This window comes from Desulfomonilaceae bacterium, assembly GCA_041662605.1.
Classification (GTDB): domain Bacteria; phylum Desulfobacterota; class Desulfomonilia; order Desulfomonilales; family Desulfomonilaceae; genus CAJBEZ01.
Map to the genome: position 1 here is coordinate 16,859 of JBAZSD010000037.1, position 12,630 is coordinate 29,488.

9 protein-coding genes are annotated in these 12,630 nt (G+C 44.2%); 4 read left to right on the forward strand and 5 right to left on the reverse strand.

Annotated features, from left to right (window positions below; genetic code table 11):
• Window positions 1-9: 9 nt before the first annotated feature.
• Window positions 10-279 (reverse strand): 30S ribosomal protein S15, encoded by a 270-nt coding sequence (rpsO, locus tag WC647_18690; GenBank protein MFA6224333.1) that lies wholly within the window; start codon window positions 277-279, stop codon window positions 10-12.
• Window positions 280-786: 507 nt separating this feature from the next.
• Between rpsO and WC647_18695 the strand changes: the two genes are divergently transcribed.
• Window positions 787-3,375 (forward strand): FAD-linked oxidase C-terminal domain-containing protein, encoded by a 2,589-nt coding sequence (locus WC647_18695; protein ID MFA6224334.1) that lies wholly within the window; start codon window positions 787-789, stop codon window positions 3,373-3,375.
• A 59-nt stretch (window positions 3,376-3,434) separates the two neighbouring features.
• Here WC647_18695 and WC647_18700 read toward each other — a convergent pair whose 3' ends face one another.
• The 3 genes from WC647_18700 to WC647_18710 form a co-directional block, all read right to left on the reverse strand.
• Window positions 3,435-4,625: an ABC transporter permease gene (locus tag WC647_18700; GenBank protein MFA6224335.1), complete on the reverse strand. Its 1,191-nt coding sequence runs from the start codon at window positions 4,623-4,625 to the stop codon at window positions 3,435-3,437.
• Window positions 4,626-4,769: 144 nt separating this feature from the next.
• Window positions 4,770-7,409, reverse strand: coding sequence for a DNA mismatch repair protein MutS (gene mutS / locus WC647_18705; protein MFA6224336.1), 2,640 nt, complete (start codon window positions 7,407-7,409; stop codon window positions 4,770-4,772).
• Window positions 7,393-8,502 (reverse strand): sulfotransferase, encoded by a 1,110-nt coding sequence (locus tag WC647_18710; GenBank protein MFA6224337.1) that lies wholly within the window; start codon window positions 8,500-8,502, stop codon window positions 7,393-7,395. Before WC647_18710 ends, mutS begins: the two co-directional genes overlap by 17 nt.
• A gap of 157 nt (window positions 8,503-8,659) precedes the next feature.
• On the opposite strand from WC647_18710, the gene WC647_18715 reads away from it, so the two are divergent.
• The gene (locus tag WC647_18715) at window positions 8,660-9,163 is read left to right on the forward strand and encodes a 3-isopropylmalate dehydratase small subunit (GenBank protein ID MFA6224338.1); all 504 of its coding nucleotides are present in this window, start codon (window positions 8,660-8,662) and stop codon (window positions 9,161-9,163) included.
• Between the two features lie 160 nt (window positions 9,164-9,323).
• Window positions 9,324-10,799, forward strand: coding sequence for a glycogen synthase GlgA (gene glgA, locus WC647_18720; GenBank protein ID MFA6224339.1), 1,476 nt, complete (start codon window positions 9,324-9,326; stop codon window positions 10,797-10,799).
• 250 nt (window positions 10,800-11,049) lie between these two features.
• Here glgA and WC647_18725 read toward each other — a convergent pair whose 3' ends face one another.
• Window positions 11,050-11,517, reverse strand: a complete 468-nt coding sequence (locus WC647_18725) for a hypothetical protein (protein ID MFA6224340.1) — start codon at window positions 11,515-11,517, stop codon at window positions 11,050-11,052.
• 488 nt (window positions 11,518-12,005) lie between these two features.
• On the opposite strand from WC647_18725, the gene WC647_18730 reads away from it, so the two are divergent.
• Window positions 12,006-12,455, forward strand: coding sequence for a hypothetical protein (locus WC647_18730; GenBank protein ID MFA6224341.1), 450 nt, complete (start codon window positions 12,006-12,008; stop codon window positions 12,453-12,455).
• Window positions 12,456-12,630 lie beyond the last annotated feature (175 nt).

The following is a 12,630-nucleotide window of genomic DNA, read 5'->3' on the forward strand; positions in this document are numbered from 1 at the left end:
AGACACCGGCTATTTTCGAATTCCTAATTCAGTAATAATGGTTTTGTATCTATCAACATTTTTTGACTTCAAATAATCAAGCAGGCGCCTTCTTTGCCCTACCAATTTCAGCAGCCCTCTTCTAGAATGGTGGTCTTTTTTATGGACCTTAAAATGCTCTGTCAGATATCCAATTCTTTCACTCAATAACGCGATTTGAACCTCTGGAGAGCCAGTATCTGAAGAGTGTATCCGAAATTTTTCGATGATAGATTGCTTTTTCTCACTCTGGAACGCCAATTTCTAATCTCCTCTTGCGCAATTTTTGTAGGTTCACAAAGTTAATCAAAAATTAATACCACACGCATTATTCAATGTAAAGTCCGACAACGCGCATGAAAAATGTAAGCGAGTGACTAGCTCACATTGCCCAAACAAAGTTTCTTTTTTGGTTTTTCATCCTTATCTCCCAATATCATACGATTGTTCTTTATGATGAACGAATGGCGCTTACCTTTGATGGCAGATCTGATTCCTATGGATTACTCCTGTTAGTCTCTCGTGGTTATTCGCAAGATTATATCAGTTGATTAGGTATTTGCTGTTTTTCCGTTTCCCGACTTTATCGCTCGGAAATTGTGTTCATGAGCTTCAACTATTTGATTTGCTTCCCAAGATGAGCTACTATTAAAGGAGTATATTGAAAAATACGATGACACCGACTTTATTCCCATCAACAGATAAATGACCCACAACATGCTGGTTATATTAAATAACTAAACTAGGCCCGTCAGGAGAAGAATCAAAATGAGTTTTTTTGATCAGTTGAGCCAAATTGTCGGACCAGAGAATGTGACTACCTCTCATGTGGATTGTTTGGCCTATTCCAGAGACATGTCTATCCATGCCGGCATTCCTCAAGCAATTGTTTTTGTGTCAAGTACCGAGCAGGTAAGTGACATTGCCAAACTATCGAACCAGGAAAAAATTCCGGTCACTGCTCGCGGAACGGGTTCCTCGGTCACCGGCGCCGTGCTCCCAATCAAGGGAGGGGTGGTCCTGGATTTCACCAGGATGAACTCGGTCTTAGAGATTAACAAAGCTGACGGTTATGTGGTGGTTCAACCTGGTGTCATTTGTAACGCGCTGAACGCAAAACTCGCTCCTACTCATTTCTTTCCACCCGACCCAGGAAGCGCGGCCATCGCAACCATTGGCGGGATGATTTCTACAAACGCCAGCGGCGTCCGGGCAGCCAAATACGGCACCACCAAACATTATGTAAAAGCTTTAACCGTGGTTCTTTCGGACGGCAAGGTTATAAAAACCGGAGATCTAGCCCCTAAAACAACAGCAGGATATGATCTCACTCAGCTTTTCGCAAGTTCCGAAGGCACGTTAGGTCTAATTACCCAAGCAACTCTAAAGATTCTTCCTATGCCGGAATATGAAGCCTTTGCAAAAGCCTCTTTTCCTGATGTGGAAACAGCCGGCAAAGCAGTTGAAAAGATTTTTACCTCAGGGCTTGAGTTGGCCACCTGCGAGATTTTGGACAACGTCTGTTTGGATGTGGCGAGAAACGCCTTGAAAATGGATATCCCGAAGGATGTCAATTGCCAGTTATTTATGGGATTGGATGGGCCTAAGGGGGCTGTTAAAGAACAGATAGAGAAAGTTGACGGGATTTGCAAATCGGTCGGAGGAATTGAGAATATCTGGTCCGACAACCCGGTGGAAAAGGCTAAGCTATTTGCTGCGCGTGGTGGTTTGGTTTCTGCCATGAGTAGACTTCAGCCTGGATATCGGCTTGTTCCATTGGTAGAAGATTTTGGAGTTCCAATTAGCCGCATACCTGAGACAATTTCGGAAATTCAAAGAATTGGTGAGAAATTCGGCTTTCCAATAGCAACTTTTGGTCATATTGGGGACGGCAATCTTCACGCGACATTTATTATGAATCCCACCGATCCGGAACAATGGAAAAAGGTCAAAGGTATCGCTCTGGAATTCATCGACATGACCCTTAGACTTGGTGGAACGGTGTCTGCGGAGCACGGGATAGGTATGGCAAAATCCCCCTACATTGGAAAGCAATTAGGGGAATCCATCAATGTGATGAAAGCGATTAAGAAAGCCCTGGATCCCAACAATATCCTGAATCCCGGCAAGATGGGCTTTGATGACGCAATCCGGGACATTCTTGATGAAAACAGTTTTGATCCACTCTTTAAGGCTCCGGATTCCGTGAAGAGTTTTTCTGAAGGGGTGGACAACGAAATTATCGCATGTATTCAGTGCGGCTTTTGTAGGGCCGGCTGCCCCACATTTGCCGAATCAACACTGGAATCTCTTAACGCAAAGGGCCGGGTCACACTGGCGTTCAATATGTTGACAGGAAAGATAGAGCCGTCGGCAGAACTGGCCAATAGACTTTATCAGTGCATGCTTTGCCTCAATTGCAAGTCAGTCTGTCCTGCGCAGGTAAAAGTTTCAGATATAATCCGGAGCGCCCGCGAGCGCTTGGCTGAGCAAGGATTTTTGCCGGAATCATTTAAACCGGCTCTTTCTTCAATGATAGACTCATTGAACCCCCTCTTGGCTCCCAAAGAAAAAAGGGCGGACAGTTATCCGTCAAATTTTAGAAAAGCTGTTCCCGGTGAAACAGAAGTTCTTCTTCACATGGGTTGCGTCACGAGTTTTCAGGACATCAAAATTATCCCTGCGATCATCGAAATTTTGGAAAAGGCTGGAGTAAATTACGGGGCCCTTGGAGAAGAGGAAAGCTGTTGTGGCTATCTGGCGTACCTGGTTGGCGATACACCAACGTTCAAGGAGGCCATGAGAGTTTATACGGAGACTGTTTCGAAATATAAGCCAAAAGAAATACTTACCACCTGCGCTGGCTGTCTTAAAACTTTCAGAGATATTTACGGCGATTATGGCGCTCTTAATGGATATTCGATAATTCATGCTGTCGAAATGATCGAAAAGTTGATAGCGGATAATCGACTGAAGTTTAAGGGTGACGTCAAACCTTTGAGGGTCGTTTATCATGACCCATGTGACATGGGTAGGCACATGGGCGTCTATGAACCTCCCAGAAATGTTCTGAAGGCTATCCCCGGCATAGAGCTTCTCGAATTTCCCCTGAACCGCGCTTTGGCAAAATGCTGCGGTGGTGGTGGTGGGCTTAAAGGCTTTGACAATCATTTGGCTTCGGATATCGGCTACAAGAGGCTTATCTCGGCCATAGATCTCGGAGCCGACGCCATTGTGTCCGCATGTCCGTCATGCAAAGGCACGTTCAACCAGGCTGCGGCAAAGGCACGTAAAGAAAAGAAAGGCAAGATAAAGGTCCTGGATGTTACCGAGCTAGTGGCCTCATCTTTGGCTTAATGTTGCTGAGACCCTCGCTCAATCGTTCTACGAAACTTGAGAGAGGGTCTCAACCACTGCTATTCGAAACGCATTGATTCTGCCGGGTCAAGCCGACTGGCCTTTATTGCTGGAAGAATCCCCGAGGCGATTCCGAGCCTAACACCGAAAAGCACTCCTCCCAACACACTCAAGGCAAATACCCCGTAGGCTGGAGAAGTCTGGAATACTCCTTTAAGAATTTGAACGGAAACAAATCCCAACAATATTCCCAACAGAGCCCCAGTCAAACTTATAGAGATAGATTCAAAAATAAACTGGGACAAAATCATTTTTTCAGTAGCTCCAACTGATTTGCGGAGCCCGATTTCTTTTGTCCGCTCTCTCACGGCGGACAGCATGACATTCATGATTCCGATCCCACCGAGCACCACGGTTACCATTAACGAAGAATATAAAAAGACCTTAACCAGTAATACGGCGTGCTGAATGGTCTTGATGCGCTCAGGAAAAGATCTGACATCCATCGATTCAGCATAGCCCGGTTGATTGGCTTTAAGAAGTTTGTACAAATCTTTATGGAGTTGAGACACAACATCCCAATTTATCGCCCGAACATAAATATTTCTCACATCATACATATCCGCGAACCGTGACCGAGCCACAGAAATAGGAATTATAACGGTGTTCAGGAATGAAGGGTCCTCAACACCGCCTATAATTCCTATGATTCTAAACAAGTGGCCACCTATAGAAATCCTCTTTCCTAGCGGGTCCTCATCGTCTGGAAAAAGAGTCCGGACTATCTCGTCACCAACTACACATACACTGCTAAACCACGCGACATCATCCGAATCGATTATTCTCCCCCTGGCCATAGGGATATGGATTGTGTCGAAAAAATTCTCCTCCACGCCCATCAGTCGACCTCCCATCTTGTTTAGCTTATACGAAAATGTTGGGAAACTAAGCACCGCAGGAGAAACTGATTTGACACCAGGAAGCTTTTTTATGTCTTCAATATCTTTAGGAAAATATTGTCCCCCGTGCTTCCTTTTGCTTTTCGTGAAGTCAAAACTTGCCTTTACTATCGTTGCGCTTCCTAGTAATTCCAGATTCTGACCAAGATTCTGCTCTACTGAATCACCCATAGTAAGAACCACGATTATTCCTGCAATTCCTACCGAAATTCCTATGATGACACTCTTGTAACGTCTTCTGTTTCTGTATATCTGCCTTAATGATACTGTCGCTAAGTCTTCTAGAAACATGATTGTCTAACCCTATCGATTATAGAAGTGACTGATGTAAGTCCTTAGAGGAATTCTGATCATCCTGAACCTAATAAACTAACATTACCTCAATTTCATCCCTAACTCGCGCCTGTAAAATGAAATCCGTCGAAGCCCCTTCATTTACTCGTTTGAATACTTGCTTTTCAGTTCCCATAGAAGGTTGAGGGCTTGAACAGGACTCATATTGTCGACATCCATCGTCCTTATTTGTCTAATAAGCTCTTCGGCAGGCGAAGAGAAAAGTTCTATTTGTCCTGGTTGCGGTAAGGCCTTAGATCGTGACACTTTGGTCCTAGAAATCCTTGGCTTTCCCCTCGGATCAATTTCTTCCTTTTCAAGATTGCCCAGTATTTCGGTAGCCCTCTGGATTACCAGTTCTGGAATACCCGCAAGCTTAGCGACCTGAAGACCATAGGACCGGCTAGATCCTCCAGGCTTTATTTTCCGCAGAAAAACTATTTTGTCATTCCATTCTCTAACTTCAAAATTATAATTCTTTATCCTTTCCTTAACGAGAGCCACATCAACCAGTTCATGGTAGTGGGTGGCAAACAATGTGCGCGGTCCACCATCTCCGGTCATGTCATGCAGGAACTCTGTGACGGCCCATGCTATAGCCAGCCCATCAAATGTGCTGGTGCCTCTCCCAACCTCATCCAATAGAGCCAATGACCGGTTTGAGGCGCTATTCAAGATCTCGGCTGTTTCTGTCATTTCTACCATGAATGTCGACTGACCAAACGAGAGGTAATCAGACGCGCCGATCCTGGTGAAAATCCTGTCCACTATCCCTATGGAAGCTTGTTTGGCAGGCACAAAACTCCCTATTTGGGCCAGCAGCACTATGAGCGCTGTCTGTCTCATATAGGTGGATTTGCCCGCCATATTTGGGCCTGTGATAATAAGTATTTGATTGGCTGTTCTATCAAGGAGAGTGTCATTAGGGACGTAGCTCTCACTCGAAACAAAAGCTTCTACAACAGGATGACGCCCGTCGACTATTCTTATAACATCACTGTCTGTAACATCAGGCTGAACGTAGTTTTGTACGGCGGCCAATTCGGCTAGGGAGCCAATTACATCGATGGTTGCGATTCCTTCTGCCGTTTTCTGGATTCTATCAATTATTTCCTGCAACTTGTTCCTAAGCTGCAAGAAAATTTCTTCCTCTATCTCCAGAATTCTGTCCTGAGCGTTTAAGACCTTTAACTCATATTCTTTTAGCTCTTCAGTGATATATCGTTCAGAACCTACGAGGGTTTGTTTGCGAATATAGTTCGGAGGAACTTTGTCTAACTGGCTCCTGGTAACTTCAATAAAATATCCGAAGACCTTGTTGAATCCCACTTTCAGATTCTGAATGTTGGTCGCCTGTTTTTCCCTCGACTCTATCCCCGCTATCCATGTCCTTCCAGATTTCCCCATCTCTCTGAGTTCATCCAGTTCCTCATTGTATCCTTCGCGAACCACTCCCCCGTCCTTTACGCTTGCAGGCGGGCTGTCAACGATGACCGCTCGTATGGCGTGCGCAACATAGGACAAATCATCGATCTCGGTTAACTCCATTGCGTAAGGAGCCTCAAGGGCTTTTAGGCGTTCTATGATTGCGGGAATGCTTTCTGAAGAAACCCTTAACTGTACGAGATCTCTCGGGCTGGCTGTTTTCAATGAAATTTTTCCGGCGAGCCGTTCCAAGTCACCAAAATCAGTCAAAATGTCACGGATCTCTCGGCGCAGAGCATGGTCTTCCAAAAGATTCTTAATAAGATTTAATCTCTTGTTGATTTCAAGGACATCCATAAGAGGATAAGAAAGCCACTTTCTTAAGAGGCGAGCCCCCATCGGTGTTCGGGTTTTGTCCAAGACACTTATGAGTGATCCGTTGGAAGATCCGTCTCTAAGGTTCTTGAAAATTTCCAAATTTCTCATGCTGGATTGATCAAGAACCATAAAAGAGTCGAGATGGTACACTCGTGGGGTCTTGATGTGCGTTGGTTTGTCAGATCTTGTTCCGCTTACGTATTGGATTAAAGCTCCGGTCACAGAGACCAGCGCTTTTTGATCATCAAGACCAAAGCCTTTCAGGTTTTGGACACCGTAATAATCTCTCAAAAAAGTTTCACTGGTCTGAGGGTCAAAAAACCAGCTCTCCAATTCGTGGGTGTAGAAGTCTTCCGGCAGAACCTGATTTATAGGGTCAGTGGAAGGAAGATCATTCTTGATAAGCGTTTCTTTGGGATTTATGCGCCTCAGTTCTTGAGCCGCAAGCGCTAAATTTGCGGTGATCGTCGCTGAAAACTCTCCAGTGCTTAGATCCAGTGAGGCAAGACCTATTTTCCCCTTGATTTCCGATACCGAAGCAATGAAATGATTCTCGCTTGAGGTTAGCGCATCGGGATCATCTATTAGACCCGGAGTCACGATCCTTGTAACTTCCCGTTTAACAAGTCCTTTGGCTAACTTTGGATTTTCAACCTGATCGCAGATCGCAACTCGTTCACCAGCAGCCAACAGTTTGGAAATATAGGCCGAAGAGGAATGGTGAGGAAAACCGCACATCGGAATGCCGTTCTCTTTGTTCTTGTCCCGACTTGTTAAGGCTATGTTAAGAGTCCTAGAGGCCTTTCTGGCGTCTTCAAAGAACATTTCATAAAAATCGCCCATTCGAAAAAGAAGCAAGGCATCTGGATTCCTTTTCTTTTGCGACATGTACTGGCGCATCATTGGGGTAATGTTTTCTTCATTATCCAACGATTTCATATCCATATTTCTCAAAGGTTTTTCGCCACCTTGAGTTCACCAGGGTTTTGGATTCGTTATCTAGGCTGAAAACGTTTTTCTTATACGATTTTATCCTCTGAAGATATGCGGCGGCTTGTTCGCAAAAATCATGGAAATCAGGCAAATTCAAGGTTGAATAGATTTTTTCAAGCTCTCGCAGAGGCGCCTCTTCGAGTTCCTCGTATTTGAGTTCATGGAGAGCGCCGTCAGGAATGAGCTTTCTATCGCGTTCGAATAATTCAAACATCTCAACATACCAATCAAGAATCTGGTCTTTCACAAACTTCTTGGAAGGTTCCTGGAGTCTTGCTTTGGCGAAAGATTTCTCCCATAGATTTAGGGTAGATAAATATACTCTATATGGATTTCTTACAATGTGAACGAATTGAGCCTCTGGGAAAATATCCAAAAGGTGTTTTATTCTGGCGGTATGGGGTGGTGATTTCAGGAGTGGTCTTCCTCCTTCTGAAAGCTCCAGCTTCTTCAGAAAAAAAAGAAACGAATCTTTCCATCTCTGTTTCCATTGCTCTGGAATTTTGTCCAAATCAAGACCAGTATGCCATTCTTGTCCTGTAACTGGAAAAATGACTCTTAAATATGGAGATACCAGAGATAAGGCCGCCAAAGCGAACTCATCTTCGTGAGGCGCATTCCAGGACAAAGACAGATTGTCCATCGGCCGCTTACGTGGCGCTAACAAATTCATAGCCACAGAACCTACCTGAGAATAAACGAAATGATTTGGGAAAAGACATTGATAGACATTGGGGCTGGAAAATTTCGGGTCCAGACTTAACAGGTTGTGTAAGTGCGTAGTTCCACTCCTCCAATGCCCAAGTACGAACAAAGGCGCTTTTTTTAACTCTATTCCATTAATTTCCTTACCGTCAAAAAAACGTTCACAGGAACCTAGAATTGAATTCAAAACGCCAATTCCTATCAGGTACGCTAGCCTCCCCAGATACTCGGAATCCACTCGAAATTGATTTCCTGCAAGTATCCTGATCAAGGCCGTCAGGGGCATTCCCTGAACAATCTGTAGGCTAATCCCTCCGCCTTGAAAAATGCTCATCCAATAGATCTCCTCAGCCAAATGCAGCTTGCAAAGAATTTATAATAATGCCACAAAAAGTCGATCATGTGCTTAAATTCAGAATCATGCACAATTATCATTGATCGGAATATTTATAAATGTTCGTGAACCGAGCGAGTAGCTTGATGGAGGACTAATGACATTTAAGGGAAAAGTTTGGAAGTTTGGAGACGATGTTAATACGGATGAAATTATCCCAGCCAGGTATCTTAATATTACGGATCCAATCAAACTGGCGGAACACGTGATGGAGGATGCTGACCCGGACTTTCCCTCAAAGGTGACTCCGGGAGACATTATAGTAGCCGGAAAAAATTTTGGCTGTGGCTCCTCTCGTGAACACGCTCCTGTGGCTTTAAAAGGAGCTGGAATCGCTTGCGTGATCGCCGCGAGTTTTGCGCGTATTTTTTTCAGGAACGCTTTTAATATGGGTTTATTAATTTTTGAAAGCTCTGAGGCCTCTGTCGGAATTAAAGAGGGAGAAATTGTAGAAATAGATCCAGACGAAGGTCTAATAACAAATTTAAGCTCGGGAGCAATATTTAAGGTAGCTTCTATTCCAGTCTTCATGAAACAATTAGTTGAGGATGGAGGACTTATTGCTCACTTTAAAAAAAATCCGACTAACCCTTATGTATAACGTTGGATTTTGAAACCCTAAATCCCTCTGTAAAAAAGTTCACTGATACTGTATGATTAGAAAAAGACTAGCGGAACGTCTTGTTTCAAACGATTGGGATTTGTAGGATTATTTTCAGGGAAATCCCATTTCCTGAGCTGTTGTAGGGAGGATTTTTCAAGTGCGAGTCCTTATGGTCACTCCGGAGGTCACTCCATTTGCTCAAACCGGCGGACTTGGAGAAGTGTTGTCGGCTCTTCCGGTCGAGTTGGCGTCCTTAGGAGTCGAAGTTGATGTCCTGATGCCGAAATATAGAGGCATAAATGACGAGAATTTTGATATTACAAAACTGGATGTCACCTTAGAAATTACTTTAAACGCAAAAAATGTTAGGGCCGGTCTTTGGCGACACATTGGAAAAAATGGCGCGCGTTATTTTTTCCTCGAATGCGACGACTATTATGACCGAGATTATCTATACGGCACGCCTGAAGGTGATTACGAAGATAACGCTGAAAGGTTCGTTTTTCTGACACGCGCAGCTCTTGAATTGGCTCTTCAGGTTGGCGAACATTATGACATTTTCCATTCCCATGATTGGCAAGCTGCTTTGACCGCAGTGTATCTGAGAACACTGTACGCGGGAGAACCCTTGTTTAGGGACAGCGCTGTAGTGATGACCATCCACAATCTAGGCTACCAGGGAATATTCTGGCATCTTGATATGCCGCTTGTTGGAGTCGGTTGGGAATTTTTTACTCCTAAACATATGGAATTTCACGGCAAACTGAATTTCTTGAAGAGTGGGATCGTCTTTGCCGATGAAGTTAATACGGTTTCCCCTGGTTATCGAAATGAAATCCTGACTCCCGAGTTTGGGTTCGGGCTTGAAGGAATTCTTCAAGAAAAACAGGACCGGCTTTGGGGCATTCTTAACGGTGTTGACTATTCAATCTGGAATCCTCAAACCGACCCATGTTTAATGAGCCCTTATTCTTTTCACGATCTTCGAGGTAAATCCCAGTGCAAGATTGAGCTTCAAAAACTTGCCAATTTGCCGCTGGATCCTGACCGACCTTTGATAGCCATGGTAAGTCGTTTGTCGAGTCAAAAGGGCGTTGATGTCGTCGCCGACGCTTTCGACACTTTTATGCGTAACGATGTTCAGATGGTTGTACTCGGAACTGGTGAAATCAGATACCAAACAATTTTTAGAGAACTTGAAGAAAAGTTTCCCCGTCATGTAGGCGCGTTTCTGAGATATGACTACGATTTAGCCCACAAAATTTTTGCTGGAGCGGACATGTTGCTCGTTCCTTCGAGGTATGAGCCGTGTGGATTAAATCAGCTTTATGCCTTGAAATATGGGGCTGTGCCAATTGTCACGGCAACTGGGGGGTTAACTGACACTGTTGAGGAAGTTGACGTTCAGAATGACACTGGAACAGGTTTTAAATTCCATCCCGCCAATCCCTTAGAACTGGAAAAGGCGTTTGTCAAAGCCCTAAGAATGTACCGAGATGATCCTGAGGCATGGATAAGGCTTATGATAAGAGGGATGAATAATGATTTCTCGTGGAATCGTTCCGCCAAAGAGTACCTTCTTCTGTACGAAAGGGCCGTCACAGATAGAAAAACGTATTTAGATTCAATCTAGTTCCGCTACTGAGGTCGCCCGTCAATAGTGGAAGTCAATTATTCAGGCCGCCTTAGGGCAGCCGCTGTTTTCTGTGAATATCCTTGGGGGGTGTTAAACTTCAGGACTGAAAACAAAAAAATTGGGGACTTTCGTCCCCAAAAGGAATGGAAGGATTTTGTACGTTTTCTGCGTCAGTTTTTTTCACGTTTAGCTTTACTAAGATTCTATAAGTCCAATGATCTTTTCAAACTCATTGAATAATTATTTCCTAATACATGCTTAAGCCGGCGGCGCCGGTGAAACTTCCGAATATACTGGAACATAGTTCCAAACAAGGCAAGCCACCGCTGAACAATCCCGGAGCCGCTGGATACCCAGCAGGACCGCACGGAGCGGGGGGGGGACCACAGGCGGCCATAGGGGCTGCTCTAGGCGCATAATAAGGCCGTGGGCCATACGGGGCTGGGACTCCAACAGGGGCAGCAGGTCCAGGTCCCATTGATGATCCACCGAGGAGGCTACCCACAACCAGGAACGGCAAGGCGACTACTCCTCCACATAGTCCTGGGAATGGGGCGTCACCCCAATAGGCGCATGGGTTACCCATTGCCGGACCACAAGGGGCCGGACCACAAGGGGCTACAGGCGCTGGCGCTACCGCTCCTCCGGCCATGGCTAAGCACGCCATAGTTAATATAACAAAACAGGTAATGACTCCAAAAACTCTCTTGACCATTATACCCTCCTTTTTTCGGATAGGTCTCTACACATCATAGGTGTGTAAGCTTACAAATTACTTTAAGGGATTGTTCCCGTCTCAATCCTGGTGGGCTGAGCTATCATGGTGAATTTATCTTGTCAAGTAAAATATTTGATCTTGCAATGTTATATTTTTTATTATGAAATAGTTTTTATTGTTTGAAGTTAATGTGTTGTGTTATTTATATTTATTGTGACGTTACAGGTTTAAAAATACGTCTACAAACCAGAAGAGTTTGTGATTATAATAAGCTGTAATCAATCAATTATTATTGTGTTTATAGTAGTACTGTGTTGATCCAATGATATCGCCTGGCATTCACTACTTGACCTCTCGTCATTATTGATCGAGACTGCACCCGAAATTTGGCGGGCCACATAGCTTTCATTGCAGGAACCGCCAGACAACTTAGAGCGCGGATCGAAGATCTTTTCTACATTCTAATTGAATTCTTAGGACCGGCCATGTCACCACAATCCCGTCCAAACTTGAGAACTGTTTTCATTTTTTTTTGGGCTTTTTGCCTTATTTGCTGCTTCGGAGCTGTTCAATGTCCGGCCGTTGGAATTACCCCGGAACAAATTTTTCAACACTCCGTAGATCCCGTAACTTTACTTGGAACTTGGGAAAAACTACCCGAAGTAAACCCTTTGGCGGAAAAATTAGGGAAAGGCGCTCTATCGGAGTTCCGCACTCTTATGACTTTAAGAAAAGATGGGACGTGTAGAATTTTTGACGGACAGAACCCGTCAGGGATTGATGGCGTATGGATTTATGAAAATCATCATATGGCTATAACATTGAATGGAACTATCCGACTCGAACTCTTCGTTTATGGCGTAAAAGATGATTTTATGGTCACCCGTTCTCCGGTCAAAAATGGGATCGATCAGCTTTGGTCGCGAGTTAAGTAAGTTGTACTTCCTTTTTTGAAAATTGGCTTTTGCTTTGATTAATTATAAGAGCCTTTTGCAAAACTCCCCTAGGAATTAGTGTTTTCAGGGTCCATCAAGCCTTTTATGGCAATTTTATAGGTCAAAATAATCAGTCAGTCAAATTTTGTGGGTTTAGCTCACAATTTTTCTGTTT